Genomic DNA, 20082 nt, shown 5'->3' on the forward strand with positions numbered 1-20082 from the left:
GATAAACGATGTCCGGCCGTCTGTGGTTCTTCCGACGCTGGCGGCCGCGCTCTCTGCAGGCGCGCCAGATGTTCGCCGCCTCCGTGGGTCTGGTCGCGTTCCTGGCCTTGGCCGGTTACGCGCTCGATGCCGCCTTCGCCGACACGGCGAAGGCGAACCTGCGTGAGCGCCTGAAGAACTACGCCACCTCCTACGCGGCCGGCATCGACTTCACCCGCGACCGCTCGCTGTACATCCGTGAGCAGCCGCCGGATCCGCGTTTCGACGTGCCCGGCAGCGGCCTGTACCTGCAGGTGGTGATGCCCGACGGCAAGGGCAATTCAATGTCCGCCGAAGGCCCGATGCTGCCCACCGTCGGCGGCGGCCTGCTGGCCCCGCGCCAGGAAGTGTTCGAAGGCCCGCTGCCGATGATCCAGATCGACGGCAGCCAGGGCTCGGTGTACCGCTATGGCCTGGGCCTGGTGTGGGATGCCGACGCCGACCCCGCCACCGAATTCCCGTACACCATCTACGTGATGGAAGACTCGCGCGCGCTGGGTGCACAGCTGCGCGTGTTCCGCAGCCGGGTCTGGTTCTACCTGGGCGGCATCGGCCTGATCCTGCTGCTGCTGCAGACGGTCATCCTGCAGTGGAGCCTGCGTCCGTTGCGGCGCGTGATCACCGAGCTGACCAAGGTCCAGCGCGGCGAGACCGAGCGCATGAGCGAGCGCCACCCGCGCGAGCTGGAGCCGTTGACCGACAGCATCAATGCCTTCATCGAGGGCGAGCGTGAGAATCTCGAGCGCCAGCGCAATACCCTGGCCGACCTGGCGCACAGCCTGAAGACACCGATCGCGGTGCTGCGCACGCAGATGGACAGCGGTGCTGGTGATGGCGCACTGCGCGAAGAACTAGACGTGCAGCTGCAGCGCATGAACAACCTGGTGTCCTACCAGCTGGCACGCGCGGCCTCGTCGGGCCACAAGCTGTTCTCGGCACCGCTGCCGATCGAATCCAATGCCGAGGAAATCGTGCGCGGCCTGGAGAAGGTCTATGCGTCGAAGGGCGTGCTGTGCGAATTCGACATCGACCCGGCCGCACGCTTCCACGGCGAACCGGGTGACCTGCAGGAACTGCTGGGCAACCTGCTGGAGAACGCATTCAAGTGGGCCAAGCGCCGCGTGCTGCTGACCGCGCAGCCGCTGCCGGCGCCGAACGCGCGTCGCGCCGGTCTGCTGCTGGCGGTGGATGACGATGGCCCGGGCATCGCCCCGGAAGACATCGGCAAGGTGCTGCAGCGTGGCGTGCGCGGCGACGAGCGCGTGCAGGGCCACGGCATCGGTCTGTCGATCGTGCAGGACCTGATCAAGGATTACCGCGGCGAGCTGCAGGTGTCCCGTTCCAGCGAACTGGGTGGCGCCCGTTTCGAAGTGCAGCTGCCGCCGGGGCCGTAAGCCTCCGCAATGCCAGGCTGCCGGCCAGCGGCCGGCACTACCGTATTTCGATCTTCGGCGGCTCGCCATAGAACCGCTTGAGATGCGCAGCTACCTCCGGCAACGCTTCGGCCAGCAGATCCGGCGCAGAGAAGTGGTACTCGCTGGCCACCGCGAAGAACTCTTCCGGTGCTTCCGCCGCATACGGATCGATCAGCGTTTCCACGCCCGCATCCACCTGCGCACAGAACGCGTCGTACGATTTCTGGAAGTCCGCAGCCCACTCGCGTTGCCATGCACGCGGCAACGGCGGCGTGCCGTCCATCGCACCGTCCAGCCCATCCAGCTTGTGCACCATCTCATGCACGGCCACACAGTAGCCCTCATGCGGTGCCGCCAGGTCGGCCTGCACATCGGCCCACGACAGAATCAACGGGCCGCTGTCCCACGACTCGCCGATCAACTCGTCATCCCACTCGTGCAGTACCCCGGCGGCATCCATGTGGCTGCGATGCACGCGGAACGCATCGGGGTAGACGATCAGCTGCGACCAGCCTTCCAGTCCGACTTCGCCGAACTCCAGCAGCGGCAGGCAGCACAGTGCGGCCAGCAGCACGCCATCGGCCGGCTGCAGTTGCAGGTCGCCGATCGGGGAGATGGTCTTCTCATGCAGGAAGCGCGTGGTCAGCGCGCGCAGGCGTGTACGCCGTTCGTCGTCCAGGCCGCGTAACCATGCTGCGCGGTGGCAGGCATCGTTCCAGTGTGCGTCTTCGATCGGCCGCGGCGCGGGCCGCAGCCACTGCAGCAACGACTTGATCAGCGGAACATACCCGGCAGGTAGCTGTGCCACTTCGGCGCGCGGATGCGCTGCAGTACATCGTCGTCACCGCCACCGCCGCTGCTGGTGGTAGCTGCAGGGCGTACCGGTGCCGGCTTGGCGGCGGCTGCGGCCGGCGCGCTGGTCGGTGTGCGCTGCGAGGCCGCATCGCCTGCCGAATAGACGCAGGCGCCACGGCTGTCATCAAGCGCTGCTGTGGCAGACGCCGCGAAGGGCATCGTCAGCAGGATCAGGCAATGGGCATAACGGCGCATTGACGACATCCACGTTAAGGGAGGGTGAGCTCTCGATTCTAGCCCGAACCCGGCGCCAGATTGGAAGCCCGCCGGAACCGGGCCTGGCGGGCGTCGCTGGCGGCTTTCCCGCATAATTCCGTTCTGACCTTGTGGAAGCTGCCGTGGACGATCGCCAACTGCTGGCCAAACTCGCTGCCGGTCGCCTGTCCGGCGACGCCCTGGCCCGTGAGCTGGGCCAGACCCGGGCCGCCATTTGGAAGCGTATTCAAGGGCTTAGGGCCGCCGGTGTCGAGGTGGAAGGGCGCGCGGGCGAGGGCTACGGGCTGACCCGGCCGGTAGACCTGCTGGAGGCCAAGACCATCCGCGCCGGCCTGCCCAAGGACGCCGCCGCGCTGCTGCACGACCTGCAGGTGGCCTGGACGGTGGACTCCACCAACGCCGAATTGCTGCGCTGCAGCGCGCCCCAGCGCGGTGTCAGCGTCCTGCTGGCCGAGCGCCAGACCGGTGGCCGTGGCCGTCGTGGCCGCACCTGGGCCTCGCCTTTGGCCGCGCATGTGTATCTGTCGGTGCTGCGTCTGTTCGAGGGTGGGCTGGGCCGACTGGCCGGCTTGAGCCTGGTCGCTGGTGTCGCCGTGGCCGAAGCGCTGCACGACCTGGGCTACGCGCAGGCACAGCTGAAATGGCCAAACGACGTGCTGGTGGATGGCCGCAAGCTGGTCGGCCTGCTGGCCGAGGGCGGTGGCGAGTACGCCGGGCCGGCGCGCGCCGTGATCGGTATCGGCATCAACGTGCACATGCCGCCGGCCTTCGCCGAGCAGATCACCCAGCCCTGGGTGGACCTGGACACGCTGGCCGGTGCATCGGTGGATCGCAACACGGTGGTGGCCGCGGTGCTGGCACGCCTGCTGCCGGCGCTGGAAGAATTCGACCGCGAAGGGCTGGCGCCGTTCCTGCCGCGCTACGCCGCGTTCGACATGTTGGCCGGTCGCGAAGTGCGCGTGCAGCTGGATGGACAGTGGCAGCACGGTACCGCGCTCGGCCTGGCCGACGATGGCGCGTTGCGCGTTGACATCGATGGCCGCGAGCGACTGCTGCATGCCGGCGAAGTAAGTGTGAGAAAAGCATGAGCGACTGGTTGTTCGACCTGGGCAATTCGCGTTTCAAGTTTGCCCCCTTGCATGGCGACCGCGCCGGCGACGTCCAGGCCTGGGCGCATGGCGCCGAAGGCATGGCCGGGCAACCGCCGCACAGCCTGCCCAGTGGTGAAACCGCGTTTGTCGCCAGCGTCGCCGCGCCGTCGCTGACCAGCGCCATGCTGGATCAGCTGCAGCGCCGCTTCGAGCACGTGCATGTGGTGCGCACCAGCGCCCAGTGTGCAGGCGTACGCATTGCCTACGCCAAGCCGGAAAAATTCGGTGTCGACCGTTTCCTGGCCCTGCTTGCCGCCGCCAAGGCGCAACGGCCGGTGCTGGTGGTCGGTGTCGGCACCGCCCTGACCATCGACCTGCTTGATGCCGATGGCCAGCATCACGGTGGACGTATTTCCGCCTCGCCGACCACCATGCGCGAGGCATTGCACGCGCGCGCGGTGCAGCTGCCGGCCAGCGGTGGTGACTACAGCGAATTCGCCAACGACACTGCCGACGCGTTGGCGTCGGGCTGCGATGGTGCTGCCGTTGCATTGGTCGAACGCAGTGCCCGCCAAGCGCAGGCACTGCTGGGCGTGATGCCGTCGCTGCTGGTGCATGGCGGTGGCGCGCCGGCATTGATGCCGCTGCTGGACGGGGCCGACTACCACCCGTCGCTGGTGCTGGATGGCCTCGCCCGCTGGGCGGTGCACCAGCCCGCAGGCTAGTATCGGCGCATGCTGACCCGTGCCCTGATCGTCGTGCTGGCGATCCTCAATCTTGGTGTCGCCACCTGGTGGCTGCTGCGCGATGAGCCGGCGCGTGAGCCGTTGCCGCCGCACCCGACCGGCGTGGCCGAACTGCGCTGGCTGCCCGGCGGGACCGATGCGGCCGTGGCCGCGCAGGCCTCAGCAGCGGCACCCACAGAAGCATTGGTGGAGCGTGAGGCCGCGCCGGCTACCGCAGTGGCCGCTGCGCCTGCGCCGGCAGCGGCCACTCCCCCAGCTTCCAGCAAACCCGCCGAACCGGTGAAGTCGCCCGAGCCGGTCGCCGCCATCGCCAAGCCAGCGCCCGAACCGGTGGCCGAGAAGCCCGCAGCCCCGGCCGTACCGCCGCGCTGCCTGGCGCTGGGCCCGTTCGCCGACCGCGCCGCTGCCACCGCCGCACAGGGCCGTGCGGGCAACCTGCTGGGCCAGGTACGCCTGCGCGAGCAGCCCGCCGCCAGCGGCAGTGCCCGTTACCGCGTACTGCTGCCCGCCGCCGCGAACCGCGATGACGCGCAGGCCACGGTCAAGCGCATCGTCGCCGCGGGGCTGAGCGACTACTACATCATCAGCCAGGGCGAAGAGACCAACGCCATTGCGCTGGGTCAGTACCGCAACCGCGAGGGCGCCGAACGGCGCATGGCTGCGGTGCAGGCCGCTGGCTTCCAGCCGCGTCTGGTCGCCAGTGGTGATGCCGGCCAATGGTGGCTGGAAGGGCAGCTGGCGGCTGCCGCCGAACCGGCCCAGGCACAGCAGCGCAGCGGCGCCGCGCAGCAACGGTCGCTGGAATGCACGCGACTGCGCTAGAATTCCCAAACCACGGCGCTGCCGTCGGCGTTTCACCCCGTGCCGCTTTAGCTCAGTTGGTAGAGCAACTGTCTTGTAAACAGTAGGTCATCCGTTCGATTCGGATAAGCGGCACCATCTTCCGGCTAACTCCAATTGCCCCTTTGTTGCCTGGGGCAGTCTCGTGCCTGTGTGCCTACGCCGCATGCAGCTGCAGCTCCACGTATTCCGCCAATCCCCGACACGCCAGCAGTAGCCCTTCGCGCGTTCCGTCGCCGATCTGCTGCCCTTCGTCTCCATCCACCCGCACGCGTTCGGCGGCGTGGAACATTTCCAGCAAGGTGGTCAGTCCGGCAGCTGCACGGTCTGCGCGTGCCATGGCCATGCCCTGGCCGGGTGTCAGCGTTGATCCGCGCCACGGCTGACCGTCGGCACCATCGCAGCTGCGGATGCGCTGCAGGCAGCCTTGCAACGTGATCGGGTCCGGCACATCGACGGCGGCGGCGAACGCAGCTTCCAACGGCTGCGCAAGCTCGGGGGGCAAGCGTTCGGCGGCGTCGCCCAGCGTGGCGGTCAGGTAGGGATAGTCAGGAGCGGACATGTGGGCATCCTCGGGTGCAGCAGAGGCGCCACCGGCAGAGGGTGGCGGACGATGCGTGGCTTCCAAGACCGGGAATCGATGAGCCGGTGGGCGCAAGGCCCCCACGCACCGCCCGCCATAAGGCAGCAGACGGATTGCCAGCCGGCGCCACCCGCAAGAGGCGACGCCGGCTGACAAGCGTAAACAGCTTCGATTGCACGGGCTTGGAAGTCCCGGCCACTGGTTTTCGGTGGCAGTTCATCATGCGCAGGCAGAATCACGGGCTGCCAGTCGATTGTTCCGATGGCATCGCGCTGTTTGAAAGAAAAAATGAATTATCGCAATTGGCTTGTCGCGGCCAATCCCGAGGCACAAACGACATTCTGCGCGGCGTACTGTTGGAGCCTGAAACAGGCCGTAGTGCCGCAATCGTGCGGCGTAACGCCGGCGCGGCGTGTCAAGCCAACTTAACCACGTCCCCAAGCAATCGACTCAACCATCATACGCACCAGCTGGGCGATCAACGCTGCCCCGGATCACCCGGCACCAGGTGCCGCCACGGGAACACATCCTTGGCGAAATGGCTGACATAGCCCCCCGTCGCTGCCTGGATGACCATGAACGACAACCGTGGGCGCATGGCCTGCAGTGACTGCAGCTGTTCCAGCGTCAGCGCGCTGTTCCGCAGCCGAAAGGTGTGCACGGCGGCGAAGGCGTCGCTGGCGAACAAGCGCTCATAGGCCGCGAAAGGCGTGACCGCATCAATCTCGCGCGCGTCGGCCCAGACGAACTGCAGTTCCGTCGATTCACTGAAATCCAGCAGGCCCAACGTAGGCAGGTTGCGTGATGCGGCGAGGTTGTCGATGAAGCGCTGGGTGTCCGAGCCACCGCCGATATGCAGGCTGTGCAGGTGTGGCAGCGGCACCTCGAAGAACGCGGCGTCCGGTGCATCCGGCACCACCAGTTCGCTGAGGTGCGGCGCCCTGGAAACGAAGCGGGCGATCTCGCCGTCTTCTTCCATGATGGTGCCCGCGCGCTGCACCAGCGACATGTTGTGGTCGGCCGGTTCGGTGGGGGAGATCGACAACGAGCGCAGGCGTGGGAGACGCACATCGCTGTCCAGCAGGGCAGTGAACTCCCACTCACGCGTGCCATTGGCCCCTTCGTCCGGGCCAGTGAACGACAGCGACATGATCGCATCGGCCACGCGCTGATCGGACAGGCAGGCCAGCGTCCACGCGAACGGCTCCTCCCATGGGTTGCCGAAAAACTCCACGTGCAGGCCGCCGTACAATGGCGCCACGGTCACCCGTTCCTGCAGCGCCGCCCACAGCGGGCCTGCCGGGTCCTGGATGTCCAGTTCATGCTCGGCCGCGCTGTCCAGATTGAACGCATGGATGCGTTGCTGCAGCGCCAGCAGCTGCTGCTGCGCGTGGTCGAAGGGCAGGGCGGTCATGTGTGTGTACCTGACGTCCGTGTGATGCCCCGATGATAGCGCTGGCCCGCTTGCGGTAGTCTGCGGCCGGTGATCGGTGGCTTGATGTTCCTCACGACAGAGCAACTCCGGCAGCCCCCATACTGGTGACCACCGCACACCTCTTGCCAGGAAGCTGACCATGCGCCACCACCGCCTGTCGTTGACCGTCGCGCTGCTTGCCAGCGCCTTCGCAGCACCGGCGATGGCGGCCGTGCCGTTCTTCAACGCCAGTTGCCCGGGTGGCATCGACGTGCACGCTGACGAAGGCGGGCCGGTATACGTGCAGGGCCGCGAGGCCACACTCAAGCGTTTCAACGATCGCTACGTCGAGGCGCGCGATGCCAACAGCGGCACCACGCTTTCGATCAGCACCGGCGACGACGGTGCACCGCAGGTCAGCTACACCGGGCGCGGCGGCGCCAACGGCATCTGCCAGGTCAGCAGCGGCGGTTCCACTGCGGCCGCAGAAGGCGGCAGGCACCACCGGGATCAGGACCGTGATGACGATGCGGCACTGCCACGGGAAGTGACCTGCGAATCCACAGACCAGCGCCAGGTGTCCTGTGACATGGACACGCGTGGCACTGTGGAGATCGTGCGCCAGCTCAGCCGTACCCGTTGCGAGCAGGGCAGCAACTGGGGCCTGTCGCGGCATTCGGTGTGGGTCAACGGTGGCTGCCGTGCGACGTTCCGCAACGTGTCAAAGGCCGCAGCCAACGCGCCAGCCGGCGATACCGCGCTCGGTTCGTGCAACGCAAGCAAAGGCGCACAGGGCACGCTGGTGACCCAGGTGCCGGTCGGAACCGACTACCAGGAACTGATCATCGATTATCCCGACGGCCGTTTCCTGTGCATGATGAATAACAACGGCCGGGTGCAGAGCGTGACGCCAATGCGACGTCGCGGCGGGTGAGTCACAGGTGCCAGCGCAGGACCTGCCATGCGATGGCAGGTCCTGTCCCTGCAGCGGCGCTACTGGATTTCGACGGGGTCATTGCCTCGCTTGAACTGGTAGCCGGTCATCTCCCAGCCGCCGCCATGGCCGCTGGAGGGTTCCACCCAGCGGAATTCCCACGACTGGTACGTGCCATCCGGCAGGGTGTTCTCGACCTTGTACTGTTCGCCTGGGTAGCCGCTGTCAGGCAGCTTTCCCGGAGGAGAAGGATCGGACATTCGGGCGACTGCCCCTGAAGAAAAGGCACTACGCTCGACATGGACCGTGCCAGCACCCAGAGGTGCGAATGACGGGCGGACGTGCCTGCCCACCCACGTCAGAACATCGCGGGCTTCAGGTTGGTGCCGTGCAAGTTCATCATTGGTTACCGCGTATGTCACGCGCTGAGGTGCGGCCCAAGCACTGGTGGATGCCAAGCATGCAACGCCAACGGACAACAACAGAGCGCGGTGGATCAGGTGTTTCATGGAAAGTTCCTTCGAAGACCGAGGGTGATGGGACTGGCACCTCGCCGTTGGCGCGTGCGGGACCACTGTTCTGTCTTCACCGGACCATGGATAGAGCCGATACCGACCTGCGTGTGAAGCCTGTCCCGGGAAAGGGAATTCCTGACGCTACGCTTGGCTGAAAGGCGACCTCCGTCATCGGGGCCGCCTGGATGGGTGATCGACGGGCCGCCCTGCTGCACCGCCGCGAGTGGTGTCACATGCGTCTGGCTAGACTGTGCTTCTTTTTCGTTCGCAGGAGGCACCCATGGCCCATCATCCCGCCGTTACCCTGATCGGCGTCCCCACCGACATCGGGGCGGGCCATCGCGGCGCGCGGCTGGGGCCGGAAGCCCTGCGCGTGGCTGGCCTGCCTGAAGCACTGGAGGCACGTGGCGTGGACGTGCGCGACCTCGGCAACCTGGACGGCCCGCGCAACCCGTGGACCGCCCCGGTGCAGGGCTATCGTCACCTGGACGAAGTGGTGGCGTGGAACCATGCGCTGATGGAAGCCAGCTACGCCGAGCTGCAGGCCGGGCGAATGCCGATCATGCTCGGTGGCGACCACTGCCTGGGCATCGGTTCGATCACCGCCGTGGCACGCTGGTGCCGCGAGCAGGGCAAGGACCTGCGCGTGCTGTGGCTGGATGCGCATTCGGATTTCAACACCAGCGATGTGACCCCGTCGGGCAACATCCACGGCATGCCGGTGGCCTGCCTGTGCGGCCTCGGCCCGGATGCGCTGACCAAGCTGGGTGGCACCTCGCCGGCCATCAAGCCTTCGCAGATGCACCAGATCGGCATCCGTTCGGTGGATCCGGAAGAAAAGCGCCTGATCAAGACCCACAAGGTCGATGTCTACGACATGCGCTACATCGACGAGAACGGCATGAAGCGCACCGTGGAAGCGGCGCTGGCCGGCATCGACGAGAACACCCACCTGCACGTCAGCTTCGATGTCGATTTCCTTGACCCGAGCATCGCCCCGGGCGTGGGCACCACCGTGCCGGGCGGGGTGAACTACCGCGAAGCGCAGCTGGTGATGGAGATGATCGCCGACAGCGGGCGCATGGGTTCGCTGGATATCGTCGAACTCAATCCGCTGCTGGACAACCACAACAGCACCGCCGAACTGGCCGTGGATCTGGTGGAAAGCCTGTTCGGAAAGTCGACCCTGATGCGCGACTGAGAGGGTCCAGCCTGAACGGTTGGACGAACCGTTCACACGCGCTCCACGCCCCTGCCGCCAGATTGCACCTCACGCGGCAGTGTTGGCTTCGAACCAGCCTGCCGCCCCGATCAATACAACCGAACCCCGTGATTGAGCGGTGTAGCGGCAAACCCAAGGAGAAGCCCATGAAGCGCGTAGTTGCCCTGATGCTGTTGTCGATGTTCTCGGTGGCCCTGCTGGCCGGTTGCAACACCGTTGCCGGTGCCGGCAAGGACGTGCAGAAGGCTGGTGAGAAGGTTGAGGATGCTGCCAAGGGCAACTGAGCCTGAGGTGGTGCGCAGTACGGAAAAGGCCGGGATCTTCCCGGCCTTTTTTTATGGGCGATTGTTGGGAGTGGACGCCGCGTGTCGATGGGTAGTGAACCATTCAAGCAGGTGAGCAGCGTTTTCATGGTCGGTTGACCGTGCTTCAACAGCCATTGCGGGAAGCTGCATGCACGGTAACAACGCCGTTGCATTCCAAGGAAGCCTCAGCAATGAACAAAGACATCATTTCCGGCAAGTGGTCCCAGCTCAAGGGCAAGGCCCAGGCGAAGTGGGGCGATCTGACCAATGACGATTTCGATGTGGCCGAGGGCAATGCCGAGTATCTCGCCGGCCGCCTGCAGGAGCGCTATGGCTGGGCCAAGGATCGCGCAGAAACCGAAGTGCGCGATTTCGAGAAGGCGATGCACAAGGATTATCCGGACTACAAGTAACCGGGCGCCGCACGCCCGCGTTCTGCCCCCACAGACAACGCCCGCGCCGGAAGGTGCGGGCGTTGCGCTGTGTGGCGATCAACGTGCCGGCGGGTCGGGCACGTAGCGGTTGGGGAACGCCTGCGGCTGGCGGTCCAGGCGCGACGGCGAATCGAGCAGGATGCCGCGCGCGCGCAGGTTGCGGGCGCTGTCGTAGCGCAGCTGCAGTACCTGTGCCGGGCTGCGGGTGGCGCGTTCGAAATCGGTATCGCGCACCGAGGAACTCTCACGTGCACCATGGCCGGTGCCCAGCGCAGGTGCCTGCGATTTGGCCGAGTAACCTTCGATGCGGCTGGCACTGGCATCGGCGGCCGCCGAGGCTTCGGCTGCCTCTGGTGCCGGCCCGGCGCGATCACGCAGGATCGGCTGCGGACGCGGGTACCAGCGGCGCGCCTCTTCGAACACCGCTACGCCGACCACGCCGACGTTGTCGGGGCGGCCGGTGCGGCTGGCGTAGCTGCCGCTGGGGCTGCTGAAGACGAACTGGGCCACTTCGTCCTGGGTCTTGCGCCAGCCGGTGATGTCCGCGCGCTGTCCGGGGTTGAGCACGTAGCCGGTCTGCGAGGGATCGGCATCTTCGCCGGAAATGGCGTTGACGCCGTCCACCGACAGCACCACCAGCACCCGGCGCGGGCTGTCGTTGTACAGGCGCACCGCATAGCGATGGCCGCGCTCACCGGCCACCCAGCGCTGGCCGTCGGCCGGGTAGCTGCGCAACTCGGTGCCGCGGTCGCGGTCAACCAGGGCCACGCGCACCGGGCCGTCCTGCGGCATCGGCGGGGGCAGCGGGGCCGGGCGGAAGCCGGCCAGGGGCAGGATCAGCAGCAGGGGCAGCAGGCGTTTCATCGGGCGTCTCCAGCGGGGTTGGGTGAATGAACGTGCCGGGGGCCCTGACGGGGTTGACCGTGCGCACGGTAAACTGGCTCCGTTCATAGAAGGTTTCCGCACGCAGTCATGACGACCCGAGTCCTTACCGGCATCACCCCCTCCGGCACGCCCCACCTGGGCAACTACGTTGGCGCCATCCGCCCGGCCATTGCGGCCAGCCGCGTGCCGGACATCGAGAGCTTCTTCTTCCTGGCCGATCTGCACAGCCTGATCAAGTCGCAGGACCCGCAGCGCACCCAGCGCGCGACCCTGGAGATCGCTGCCAGCTGGCTGGCCTGTGGCCTGGACCCGGAACACGTGTGGTTCTACCGCCAGAGCGACATCCGCGAGACCACCGAGCTGATGTGGTTCCTGACCGCCATCGCCAGCAAGGGCATCCTCAACCGCGCCCATGCCTACAAGGCGGCGGTGGACAAGAACCGTGAGGAAGGCCAGGACGAGGACGCAGGTGTCAGCGCCGGCCTGTTCATGTACCCGGTGCTGATGGCGGCCGACATCCTGATCTTCAAGGCCAACCAGGTACCGGTGGGCCGTGACCAGATCCAGCACATCGAGATGGCGCGCGACTTCGCCCAGCGTTTCAACCACGTGTACGGCAAGGAGTATTTCCCGCTGCCGGACGTGGTGATCGACGAGCAGGTGGCAACGCTGGCGGGCTTGGATGGCCGCAAGATGAGCAAGAGTTACCACAACACCATTCCGCTGTTCGTGCCGCGCGACGAGCTGAAGAAGCTGGTGTTCTCGATCCTGACCGACTCGCGTGCACCGGGCGAGCCGAAGGACACCGAAGGTTCGGCGCTGTTCCAGATGTACCAGGCGTTCGCCACCCCTGAACAGACCGCCGCATTCGCCAAGGCTTTCGCCGACGGCATCAGCTGGGGCGATGCCAAGCAGCAGCTGTTCGAGCGCATCGACAGCGAACTGTCGCCGCTGCGCGAGCGCTACAACGCGCTGATGGCCGAACCGGAGAAGATCGAGGCACTGCTCAAGCGCCGTGGCCAGCAGCTGCGTGAGCAGCTGGCGGCACCGCTGCTGGAAGAGCTGCGCCATGCGGTGGGCCTGCGTGATCTGTCCGATGCAGGCGACATCGCCAGCGAAGATGCCGGTGAAGCCCGCGCCGCGCCGCCGCTGTTCAAGCAGTACCGCGAGAAGGATGGCCGTTTCTACTTCAAGCTGACCGCAGGCGACGGCACGCTGCTGATCCAGAGCGAAGGCTTCGACTCGCCGCGCGATGCCGGCCAGCTGATCGCCGTGCTGAAGCAGGCCGAGCAGGGCGACCAGCTGCAGAGCGATCTGTTCAAGCTGGAAGCCGAGGTCGATGCGGTGCTGGCGGCGTTGGCCGTGCTGCGCGCCGACTGATCGGTAGATGCCGACCTTGGTCGGCGCAGGGGTGGATGCCGGCCAGCGGCCGGCACTACCCGGGAACAGCGGCCATGGCATGATGTCCGCGCGCCTCAGGCGCGATGACATGGAGTCTGCGATGGCCTGGTTGTCGCTGCTGCTGTTCCTGCCCTGGTTCATCCTGCTGGGCAGCCTGTACTGGCTGTTCCCGCGCCAGCCGCGTACCGCGCGGCGGCGCCTGTTCGATGGTGCCACCCTGGTGCTGGCGCTCGCCCTGAGCATCTTGGCCATGCTGTGGGGCCACCACATCGGTCTGGTACAGCCGGGCGCCGGACCGATCTGGCCGCAGGTGCTGGCGGTGCTGTATGCCTATGGTGCGTTCCTGGCGGTGCTGGTGATGGCCCTGTTGCTGCGCCCGCGCTGGTTGCGCCTCTGATGCAGCGCCCCGCTTGTGCCCTCTGTAGAGCCGAGCCCATGCTCGGCTGATGTCTGGCAGAAGGGCAGCCGAGCGTGGGCTCGGCTCTACGGAATTGCCCCCTCCGACCAAAGCCGCATCGATCACGCCATGCCGGCGCGCCTACCATGGGCCTCTGTTCCCGATCCTGCCAGGTGCGCGTCGATGACCGCCGATCCCAGCATCCACACCATCGATACCGGTTTCCAACGGCCCAATTTCGATGCCGCCTACCTGATCATCGAAAACGGCCGTGCCGCGTTCGTCGACTGCGGTACCGGCCTGTCGGTGCCGGCGATGCTGCAGGCCTTGACCGACAACGGGCTGGGCGTGGAGGCGGTGGACTGGCTGCTGCTGACCCACGTGCATCTGGATCATGCCGGCGGCGCTGGCCTGCTGATGCAGCAGCTGCCGAATGCGCGTGCGGTGCTGCATCCGCGCGGCGCGCCGCACATGATCGATCCGACCCGGCTGATCGCCGGTGCCACCGCCGTCTATGGCGCCGAGGAAATCGCGCGCAGCTATGGCCGCATCGAGGCGATTCCCGAGCAGCGCGTGGTGGTGGCTGAAGACGGCCAGCGCATCGACCTGGCAGGCCGCGAGCTGGTGCTGCTGCATACCCCGGGCCATGCGCTGCACCACTACTGCGTGTGGGATGCGCACAGCCGCAGCTGGTTCACCGGCGATACCTTCGGTATCTCCTATCGCGAGCTGGACAGTGCGCAGGGCGCTTTCATCTTCCCCACCTCATCGCCGGTGCAGTTCGATCCGGACGCGATGAAGGCGTCGATCCAACGCATGCTCGGCTACGCACCGCAGGCGATGTACCTGACCCACTACGGTCGTGTCGAACAGGTCGAAAAGCTGGCGGAGGATCTGTTCGAACAGATCGATGCGATGGCGGCAATCGGCCGACAGTGCGACGGCCGTCCCGACCGTCATCGCTGCCTGCTGGCCGCGCTGCAGGCGTTGTACCTGGAGCGTGCACAGCAGCATGGCTGCGCACTGGACCAGGCTGCGGTAACCGAGGTGCTGGCGATGGATATCGAACTCAACGCGCAGGGCCTGGCCTGCTGGCTGGACCGCGCGTCGCGGTAGATCCACGCCACGCGTGAATGACGCCGTGCGCAACCCGCACCGTCATTGCACTGTCACGTTACACTCTGGCTATTCCCAAGCCTGCCGTGGTACTGCCGTGAACCCGATGCGCGTGTTGCTGCTGTCGTCCTGCCTGTTCGTCGGTGGCCTGGCCCACGCGGCCAATGACCTGCCCGGCGGCGGCATCGATCCGCAGGCGCTGTCGCGTCATGTGCGCGTGCTGGCATCGGACGAATTCGAGGGCCGTGCGCCGGCCACCGAAGGCGAAGAGCGCACCGTGCAGTACCTGATCGAGCAGTTCCGCAGCTACGGCCTGCAGCCGGGCGGTGTGGACGGCAGCTGGGTGCAGCCGGTGCCGCTGGTGCGCGCGCAGCTGGATGGCCCGGCCAAGGCCAGTCTTGCCCTGAAGGGCGGCAAGCGGGCGCTGGCCAATGGCGTGGACGTGACCCTGCAGAGCCTGCAGCCGCGCAAGCGTGTGCAGATCAAGGATGCGCCGCTGGTGTTCGTCGGCTACGGCATCGACGCGCCCGAGCGCCATTGGAACGACTACAAGGACGTGGACCTGCACGGCAAGATCGCCGTGATGCTGATCAACGACGCCGATTTCGAGGCCGATGCGCCGGGTGCGTTCGATGGCAAGGCGGTGACCTACTACGGCCGCTGGACCTACAAGTTCGAAGAAGCCGCGCGCCGTGGTGCCGAAGGCGTGCTGATCGTGCATGAGACCGCACCGGCCGCCTATGGCTGGGCTACGGTGAAGAGTTCGGGCACCTCGCCGCTGTTCGATATCGAGCGCGGCCAGGCCGAAGCGATGGCCCAGCACACGCCGCTGCGTGGCTGGATGCAGCGCGAGCTGGCCGAGGCGATCTTCGCCGACGCCGGTCTGGATTTTGATGCCGAGAAGCGCAAGGCGATGAGCGCGGACTTCCGTCCGGTTGCGCTGGACAACGCCAAGTTGAGCGTCGATTTCGCGCTCAAGCGCGAGCAGGTGGTGACCCGCAACGTAGTGGCCAAACTGCCCGGCGGCGAGCACGCCGATGAGGCGGTGATCTTCTCCGCGCACTGGGATGCCTTCGGCATCGGCCAGGCCGACGCCAAGGGCGACCGCATCCGCCGCGGTGCGATCGACAACGCCACCGGCGTGGCCACCGTGCTGGAACTGGGCCGGGTGTTCGCCGCCGGCCCGCAGCCGCAGCGCACCCTGTACTTCGTCGCGCTGACCGCCGAAGAGAAGGGCCTGCTGGGCGCCAGCTATTACGCCGCACACCCGCTGGCGCCGCTGGACAAGACCGCTGCGGTACTGAACATCGAGATGTTCAGCCCGGATGGGGCCACCCGTGACATCGCGTCGTGGGGCAAGGGCCGGGTGTCGCTGGAAGGCGACCTGGAACGCGTGGCCAAGGCCCGTGGCCGCAGCTACAGCCCGGACCCGAATCTGGAAGCCGGCTTCTTCTACCGTGCCGACCACTTCGCCTTCGCCCGCCTGGGCGTGCCGGCGATCACCATCGGCCCGGGCCTGGACAAGCTGGACGGCGGTGTCGAGGCTGGCCGCGCGCTGCGCGAGAAGTACTTTGCTGACTGCTATCACCAGGCCTGCGATGCGTGGACGCCGAGCTGGGATCCGGCCGGTCACGCAGCCGATACCCTGCTGGTCTACGACCTGGGCGCGGAGCTGGCCAACAGCCGTCGCTGGCCGCAGTGGGAGAAGGAATCGGAATTCCACGGCGCCCGTGAGAAGAGCGAAGCCGCCCGCCGGTAAGCGCACGGCAATGCCGGCCGCCGGCCGGCAACCTCTGAGCGCACGGTAGTGCCGGCCGCTGGCCGGCAACCTCAAGAACCTTCCGAAGGAATGTGCAGTTGCCGGCCAGCGGCCGGCATTACCACTTCTTCCGCAGCAGCTTCCAGGCGCCCCAGCCGGCAACCACAAGCGCGGCCAGATAGCAGGCCACCATCGTGCGCAGGCCGGCCACCGGAGCCGGGTTGCTACCCCGGCTCAGACGCAGATGCAGTGAGCTGGTATCGCTGCCCAGATCCGCTGCCAGCTGCAGCACCAGCGCAGCGCAGAACGCCAGCAGGGCAATGCCGAAGCCGATACGTGGCCAACTCGCCTGGGCGCCGGGCCGGCGGATCAGCCATGCCAGCAGGGTTGCTGCGCCCAGACCCAGTGCAAGCCACACCAGCGGCGTGGCAGGAGAAGCGGCGGCCACCGGCATTGCACCGGTGGCCGCGATCACTACGGCGCGCTTACTTGCGGGTGCCGTCGAGCCAGTTGGGGCCCTTGTTGGTGAGGAAGAACACATAGACCACCAACGATACCGCGATCGTTGCGGTGACGTAGATGGCGAACCAGTCCACGTGGCCGGTCTTCAATGCGCCCTGATACAGCAGCGGCGCGGTACCGCCGAACAGCGAGTTGGCCAATGCATAGCCGAAGCCCACGCCCAGTGCACGGATGTGGGTGGGGAACAGCTCTGCCTTCACCACGGCATTGATGGAGGTGTAGCCGGTGAGGATGACAAAGCCGAGTGCCAGGGTGAGGAAGGCGAGGGTGGCATCGTGCTGGTGCGGCAGCTGGGTGATCAGGTACCAGCTGTACAGCACGCCGCCCACGCCGAAGAACACCAGCAGGCTCTTGCGGCCGATGATGTCAGACAGCCAACCGCCCACCGGCTGCAACACCATCAGGAAGGCCAGCACACCCAGGTTGATCAGCGTGCCGGTCATCGGATCGTTGCCGGCGAACGCACTCTGGATCATCTTCGGGCCGTTCACCGAGTAGGTGTAGAACGCGATGGTGCCACCGGCGGTGATCAGGAAGCACAGCAGCAGCGGACGCCACTGGTGCACGAACAGTTCGTACATTGAGCCGGACTTCTTGTCCTTGCCCTCGCGCGCGGCTTCGATGGAGGATTCCGACAGCGACTCGTCCATGCCACGGCGCAGCCAGAACACCACCACGGCGGCGATGCCACCGATGCCGAAGGCAATGCGCCAGCCCCACTCGGAGATTTCCGGCTTGGCCCAGAACGTCAGCATCACGAACAGGGTCAGCTGGGCCAGCACATGGCCGCCCACCAGGGTGACGTAGTGGAACGAGGACAGGAAGCCGCGGCGGCCGGGGATGGCGGCCTCGGACATGTACGTGGCGCTGGCACCGTACTCGCCACCGGTGGCGAAGCCCTGCAGCAGGCGCGCGAACAGCAGGATGATCGCCGCCCAGATGCCGATGCTGGCAGCGGTGGGGGTGATGGCGATGATGAACGAGCAGAAGGCCATCAGCGTGACCGACACGGTCAACGCCAGGCGACGGCCATGACGGTCGGCGAAACGGCCGAAGAACCATGCGCCGATCGGGCGCATCAGGAAGGTCGCGGCGAAGATCGCCCACACGTACATGGTGGAGTTCTTGTCTTCAGGCGAGAAGAACTGCGACTCGAAGTACACGGCGAATACCGAGTACACGTAGACGTCGTACCACTCCACCAGGTTGCCGGCGGAGCCTTTGAGGGTGTTGGAGATGGAACGCCGCAGGGCGGCGCCATCGCTGGCGGGTACGGCGGGTTGGGACGTGGTGCTCATCTGGGTGGAAATCCTCGATGCGGTGCGTCCATGCGGGAAAGATCGGTGCCAGGGGCGCGCAGTGCGCTGCCGGCCAGCCTCCTGAGTACTGCATCCCACGTCAACGCCGGGTGCCGGAAGGGCGGGCGGGACATGGATGGATGACAGCGTGCCACTACACGGGCTGCCGGACCATAACCAAAACGTCCTAAAATCCGGGTTCCCCCAGCTCCCTGGTGTGTCATGTCGGCTCCCCCCGTTCCGTCTGCGGCTGCCCCACGGGGCGGCCTTGTCGTGCTGGCATTGCTGCTGGTCTACGTGGTCTGGGGCTCGACCTACCTGGGTATCGCCAAGGCCCTGCATGGCGGCGCGCTGCCGCTGACGATGGTTTCCGGCAGCCGGTTCATCATTGCCGGCGGCGTGATGTACCTGGCACTGCGCCTGTTCTGGAAGATGCCGAAGCCGAGCCTGCGGCAGTGGCGCAACCTGGCCGTCATGGGCGTGACCATGCTGGTGCTGGGCAACGGCATGGTCGTGCTGGCCGAGCGCGAGGTGTCATCCGGCCTGGCCGCCACGGCGGTGGCCTCGGTGCCGCTGTGGATGGCGTTGTTCTCGGCCCTGCGCGGCCAGCACGCCAGCAAGGGTGAATGGCTGGGCATCGCCGTTGGCTTCGTCGGCGTGGTCTGGCTCAACGCCGGCAGCAGCCTGACTGCCTCGCCGACCGGGCTGGTGCTGCTGCTGATCGCGCCGGTCGGCTGGGCGTTCGGCTCGGTGTGGGCACGCGGGCAGGACCTGCCGGGCCCGTTCATGACGGCCGCCGGGCAGATGATCTGCGGTGGTGTGCTGCTGGTGCTGATCGGCCTGGTCGTCGGCGAGCGCCCCACCACCCTGCCCGATACCGGTGGCCTGCTGGCGATGGCCTACCTGTGCGTGTTCGGTTCGATCGTGGCGTTCACCGCCTACGTCTGGCTGCTGCAGAACGTGCGCCCGGCGCTGGCCGGCAGCTATGCCTACGTCAATCCGGTGATCGCGGTGCTGCTGGGTGCGGCGTTGAACGGCGAACGTTTCGGCTGGCGCGACTTCCTGGCCATGGCAGTGATACTTCTGGGTGTGGTGGTACTGACAATGGCAAGGACACGCAAGCGATGAGCATGGACGAGAAAGAACAACGCCGCGGCCTGCTGGTTACCGCGTCCACCTTCGTGCTGTGGGGGCTGGTGCCGGTCTACTGGCACCTGCTGAACGAGGTGCCGTCGTTCCAGATCATCGCCCACCGCATCATCTGGAGCACCGTGCTGGTGGTGGCCTGGCTGCTGATCGCCTCGCGGCTGGGCTGGTGGAAGAAGATCGCCGCGCAACCGCGCGCGCTGCCGATCCTGGCGGTATCGAGCCTGACCATCGCCTTCAACTGGGGCCTGTACATCTGGGCGGTCAACGCCGGTCACGTGATCGAGACCAGCCTGGGTTACTTCATCAACCCGCTGGTGAACGTGCTGCTGGGCGTGCTGGTGCTGAAAGAGCGCCTGCGCCGCGTGCAATGGGTGGCCGTGGCCATCGCTGCGGTGGGCGTGGCCTGGTTGACCATCGATGCGGGTACGCCGCCGTGGATCGCGCTGGGCCTGGCCTGCTCGTTCGGCCTGTACGGCCTGCTGCGCAAGCTGGTGTCAGTCGATCCGGTGGCCGGGCTGGGGGTGGAAAGCCTGTATCTGTTCCTGCCGGCGCTGGGCTTCGCACTGTGGGCCGAGAACGGCCATGGCGGCGGCTTCTTCAGTGGCTGGGGCTGGGGCAACGATCTGTTGTTGATCTTCGGTGGCGTGGTCACGGCGGTGCCGCTGATCGGTTTCGCCTACGGAGTGAAGCGCATTCCGCTGTCGCTGGTCGGCATCCTGCAGTACATCGCTCCGAGCCTGCAGCTGCTGCTGGGCGTGTTCTTCTTCCACGAGGCCTTCGACACCGGCAAGGCGATTGGTTTTGCGGCGATCTGGGCCGGGTTGATCCTGTTCGTCGCAGACAACGTGCGTGCGATGCGCAAGGCCAAGCGGTAGCACTGCGGGGTCAGAGCCCTTCGCGATGCGCAGGGATCCGACCCTGCAAAAAAAGAACGGCGCCCCGAGGG

22 protein-coding genes and 1 tRNA gene are annotated in these 20082 nt (G+C 66.6%); 15 read left to right on the forward strand and 8 right to left on the reverse strand.

The features are described from left to right. The first annotated feature begins 8 nt into the window (after positions 1–8). The gene (locus QP457_RS01505; RefSeq protein ID WP_089241450.1) at positions 9–1433 is read left to right on the forward strand and encodes a sensor histidine kinase; all 1425 of its coding nucleotides are present in this window, start codon (positions 9–11) and stop codon (positions 1431–1433) included. Between the two features lie 37 nt (positions 1434–1470). On the opposite strand, the gene QP457_RS01510 is transcribed toward QP457_RS01505, so the two are convergent. Together QP457_RS01510 and QP457_RS01515 are read right to left on the reverse strand one after the other, a co-directional pair. Continuing rightward, the gene (locus QP457_RS01510) at positions 1471–2262 is read right to left on the reverse strand and encodes a M90 family metallopeptidase (protein WP_205405771.1); all 792 of its coding nucleotides are present in this window, start codon (positions 2260–2262) and stop codon (positions 1471–1473) included. Then, positions 2229–2504 (reverse strand): hypothetical protein, encoded by a 276-nt coding sequence (locus tag QP457_RS01515; RefSeq protein ID WP_205405773.1) that lies wholly within the window; start codon positions 2502–2504, stop codon positions 2229–2231. The genes QP457_RS01510 and QP457_RS01515 overlap by 34 nt, the downstream gene beginning before the upstream one ends. A 143-nt stretch (positions 2505–2647) precedes the next feature. Here QP457_RS01515 and birA point away from each other — a divergent pair, with 143 nt between their 5' ends. The 4 genes from birA (at position 2648) to QP457_RS01535 (ending at position 5301) form a co-directional block, all read left to right on the forward strand. After that, complete coding sequence (birA, locus tag QP457_RS01520; protein WP_089242004.1) at positions 2648–3613, forward strand: bifunctional biotin--[acetyl-CoA-carboxylase] ligase/biotin operon repressor BirA; 966 nt, start codon at positions 2648–2650, stop codon at positions 3611–3613. Next, a complete protein-coding gene (locus tag QP457_RS01525; RefSeq protein WP_089241444.1) occupies positions 3610–4341 on the forward strand; it encodes a type III pantothenate kinase in 732 nt (243 codons plus the stop codon). Before birA ends, QP457_RS01525 begins: the two co-directional genes overlap by 4 nt. 9 nt (positions 4342–4350) lie before the next feature. Then, positions 4351–5184 carry an SPOR domain-containing protein gene (locus tag QP457_RS01530; RefSeq protein WP_205405775.1) on the forward strand — a complete coding sequence of 278 codons (834 nt, stop codon included), beginning with the start codon at positions 4351–4353 and terminating at the stop codon, positions 5182–5184. Between the two features lie 41 nt (positions 5185–5225). Then, positions 5226–5301: transfer RNA gene (locus tag QP457_RS01535), tRNA-Thr, on the forward strand. Between the two features lie 58 nt (positions 5302–5359). On the opposite strand, the gene QP457_RS01540 is transcribed toward QP457_RS01535, so the two are convergent. Both QP457_RS01540 and QP457_RS01545 read right to left on the reverse strand, forming a co-directional pair. Then, the gene (locus QP457_RS01540; protein ID WP_205405777.1) at positions 5360–5764 is read right to left on the reverse strand and encodes a hypothetical protein; all 405 of its coding nucleotides are present in this window, start codon (positions 5762–5764) and stop codon (positions 5360–5362) included. A 499-nt stretch (positions 5765–6263) separates the two neighbouring features. Continuing rightward, the gene (locus tag QP457_RS01545) at positions 6264–7199 is read right to left on the reverse strand and encodes a hypothetical protein (protein ID WP_205405779.1); all 936 of its coding nucleotides are present in this window, start codon (positions 7197–7199) and stop codon (positions 6264–6266) included. Between the two features lie 160 nt (positions 7200–7359). Between QP457_RS01545 and QP457_RS01550 the strand changes: the two genes are divergently transcribed. Beyond that, complete coding sequence (locus tag QP457_RS01550; RefSeq protein WP_205405783.1) at positions 7360–8133, forward strand: DUF3011 domain-containing protein; 774 nt, start codon at positions 7360–7362, stop codon at positions 8131–8133. Positions 8134–8192: 59 nt separating this feature from the next. Here the strand turns inward: QP457_RS01550 and QP457_RS01555 are convergent, their stop codons facing one another. Next, complete coding sequence (locus QP457_RS01555) at positions 8193–8642, reverse strand: hypothetical protein (protein ID WP_205405785.1); 450 nt, start codon at positions 8640–8642, stop codon at positions 8193–8195. A 286-nt stretch (positions 8643–8928) separates the two neighbouring features. Between QP457_RS01555 and rocF the strand changes: the two genes are divergently transcribed. The 3 genes from rocF to QP457_RS01570 all read left to right on the forward strand — a co-directional run bounded on the left by rocF (position 8929) and on the right by QP457_RS01570 (position 10588). Next, a complete protein-coding gene (gene rocF / locus QP457_RS01560; RefSeq protein ID WP_089241432.1) occupies positions 8929–9849 on the forward strand; it encodes an arginase in 921 nt (306 codons plus the stop codon). Between the two features lie 167 nt (positions 9850–10016). After that, positions 10017–10154, forward strand: a complete 138-nt coding sequence (locus tag QP457_RS01565; protein WP_019661832.1) for an entericidin A/B family lipoprotein — start codon at positions 10017–10019, stop codon at positions 10152–10154. Positions 10155–10366: 212 nt separating this feature from the next. Then, positions 10367–10588, forward strand: coding sequence for a CsbD family protein (locus QP457_RS01570; RefSeq protein ID WP_025878332.1), 222 nt, complete (start codon positions 10367–10369; stop codon positions 10586–10588). A 78-nt stretch (positions 10589–10666) separates the two neighbouring features. Here the strand turns inward: QP457_RS01570 and QP457_RS01575 are convergent, their stop codons facing one another. Continuing rightward, on the reverse strand, positions 10667–11473 hold the full coding sequence (locus QP457_RS01575; RefSeq protein WP_089241426.1) for a hypothetical protein: 807 nt from the start codon (positions 11471–11473) through the stop codon (positions 10667–10669). A gap of 108 nt (positions 11474–11581) precedes the next feature. Between QP457_RS01575 and QP457_RS01580 the strand changes: the two genes are divergently transcribed. The 4 genes from QP457_RS01580 (at position 11582) to QP457_RS01595 (ending at position 16167) form a co-directional block, all read left to right on the forward strand. Beyond that, complete coding sequence (locus QP457_RS01580) at positions 11582–12874, forward strand: tryptophan--tRNA ligase (RefSeq protein ID WP_205405787.1); 1293 nt, start codon at positions 11582–11584, stop codon at positions 12872–12874. Between the two features lie 121 nt (positions 12875–12995). After that, the gene (locus QP457_RS01585; protein ID WP_205405789.1) at positions 12996–13292 is read left to right on the forward strand and encodes a hypothetical protein; all 297 of its coding nucleotides are present in this window, start codon (positions 12996–12998) and stop codon (positions 13290–13292) included. Positions 13293–13475: 183 nt separating this feature from the next. Then, entirely contained in the window at positions 13476–14408 is a 933-nt protein-coding gene (locus tag QP457_RS01590; protein ID WP_205405791.1) for an MBL fold metallo-hydrolase, read from the forward strand. A gap of 106 nt (positions 14409–14514) precedes the next feature. After that, entirely contained in the window at positions 14515–16167 is a 1653-nt protein-coding gene (locus QP457_RS01595; protein ID WP_205405845.1) for a M28 family metallopeptidase, read from the forward strand. Positions 16168–16285: 118 nt separating this feature from the next. Here the strand turns inward: QP457_RS01595 and QP457_RS01600 are convergent, their stop codons facing one another. Together QP457_RS01600 and QP457_RS01605 are read right to left on the reverse strand one after the other, a co-directional pair. Further along, entirely contained in the window at positions 16286–16621 is a 336-nt protein-coding gene (locus QP457_RS01600) for a hypothetical protein (RefSeq protein ID WP_205405846.1), read from the reverse strand. 31 nt (positions 16622–16652) lie between these two features. Then, positions 16653–17987, reverse strand: a complete 1335-nt coding sequence (locus QP457_RS01605) for an MFS transporter (RefSeq protein WP_099819627.1) — start codon at positions 17985–17987, stop codon at positions 16653–16655. A 222-nt stretch (positions 17988–18209) separates the two neighbouring features. Here QP457_RS01605 and yedA point away from each other — a divergent pair, with 222 nt between their 5' ends. Continuing rightward, positions 18210–19115: a drug/metabolite exporter YedA gene (yedA, locus tag QP457_RS01610; RefSeq protein ID WP_180164402.1), complete on the forward strand. Its 906-nt coding sequence runs from the start codon at positions 18210–18212 to the stop codon at positions 19113–19115. Next, positions 19112–20011, forward strand: a complete 900-nt coding sequence (rarD, locus tag QP457_RS01615) for an EamA family transporter RarD (RefSeq protein WP_205405792.1) — start codon at positions 19112–19114, stop codon at positions 20009–20011. Before yedA ends, rarD begins: the two co-directional genes overlap by 4 nt. Positions 20012–20082: the final 71 nt, after the last annotated feature.

This window comes from Stenotrophomonas sp. As-7 (assembly GCF_030291015.1).
In the GTDB taxonomy this organism is placed as follows: domain Bacteria; phylum Pseudomonadota; class Gammaproteobacteria; order Xanthomonadales; family Xanthomonadaceae; genus Stenotrophomonas; species Stenotrophomonas lactitubi.

Bases quoted from the DNA above. Each gene is read 5' to 3' on its own strand.
- QP457_RS01505 (WP_089241450.1), top strand. From the start codon at position 9: ATGTCCGGCCGTCTGTGGTTCTTCCGACGCTGGCGGCCGCGCTCTCTG.
- QP457_RS01515 (WP_205405773.1), bottom strand. From the start codon at position 2,504: ATGCGCCGTTATGCCCATTGCCTGATCCTGCTGACGATGCCCTTCGCG.
- QP457_RS01525 (WP_089241444.1), top strand. From the start codon at position 3,610: ATGAGCGACTGGTTGTTCGACCTGGGCAATTCGCGTTTCAAGTTTGCC.
- QP457_RS01530 (WP_205405775.1), top strand. From the start codon at position 4,351: ATGCTGACCCGTGCCCTGATCGTCGTGCTGGCGATCCTCAATCTTGGT.
- QP457_RS01540 (WP_205405777.1), bottom strand. From the start codon at position 5,764: ATGTCCGCTCCTGACTATCCCTACCTGACCGCCACGCTGGGCGACGCC.
- QP457_RS01545 (WP_205405779.1), bottom strand. From the start codon at position 7,199: ATGACCGCCCTGCCCTTCGACCACGCGCAGCAGCAGCTGCTGGCGCTG.
- QP457_RS01550 (WP_205405783.1), top strand. From the start codon at position 7,360: ATGCGCCACCACCGCCTGTCGTTGACCGTCGCGCTGCTTGCCAGCGCC.
- QP457_RS01555 (WP_205405785.1), bottom strand. From the start codon at position 8,642: ATGAAACACCTGATCCACCGCGCTCTGTTGTTGTCCGTTGGCGTTGCA.
- rocF (WP_089241432.1), top strand. From the start codon at position 8,929: ATGGCCCATCATCCCGCCGTTACCCTGATCGGCGTCCCCACCGACATC.
- QP457_RS01565 (WP_019661832.1), top strand. From the start codon at position 10,017: ATGAAGCGCGTAGTTGCCCTGATGCTGTTGTCGATGTTCTCGGTGGCC.
- QP457_RS01570 (WP_025878332.1), top strand. From the start codon at position 10,367: ATGAACAAAGACATCATTTCCGGCAAGTGGTCCCAGCTCAAGGGCAAG.
- QP457_RS01575 (WP_089241426.1), bottom strand. From the start codon at position 11,473: ATGAAACGCCTGCTGCCCCTGCTGCTGATCCTGCCCCTGGCCGGCTTC.
- QP457_RS01580 (WP_205405787.1), top strand. From the start codon at position 11,582: ATGACGACCCGAGTCCTTACCGGCATCACCCCCTCCGGCACGCCCCAC.
- QP457_RS01585 (WP_205405789.1), top strand. From the start codon at position 12,996: ATGGCCTGGTTGTCGCTGCTGCTGTTCCTGCCCTGGTTCATCCTGCTG.
- QP457_RS01590 (WP_205405791.1), top strand. From the start codon at position 13,476: ATGACCGCCGATCCCAGCATCCACACCATCGATACCGGTTTCCAACGG.
- QP457_RS01595 (WP_205405845.1), top strand. From the start codon at position 14,515: ATGCGCGTGTTGCTGCTGTCGTCCTGCCTGTTCGTCGGTGGCCTGGCC.
- QP457_RS01600 (WP_205405846.1), bottom strand. From the start codon at position 16,621: ATGCCGGTGGCCGCCGCTTCTCCTGCCACGCCGCTGGTGTGGCTTGCA.
- QP457_RS01605 (WP_099819627.1), bottom strand. From the start codon at position 17,987: ATGAGCACCACGTCCCAACCCGCCGTACCCGCCAGCGATGGCGCCGCC.
- yedA (WP_180164402.1), top strand. From the start codon at position 18,210: ATGTCGGCTCCCCCCGTTCCGTCTGCGGCTGCCCCACGGGGCGGCCTT.
- rarD (WP_205405792.1), top strand. From the start codon at position 19,112: ATGAGCATGGACGAGAAAGAACAACGCCGCGGCCTGCTGGTTACCGCG.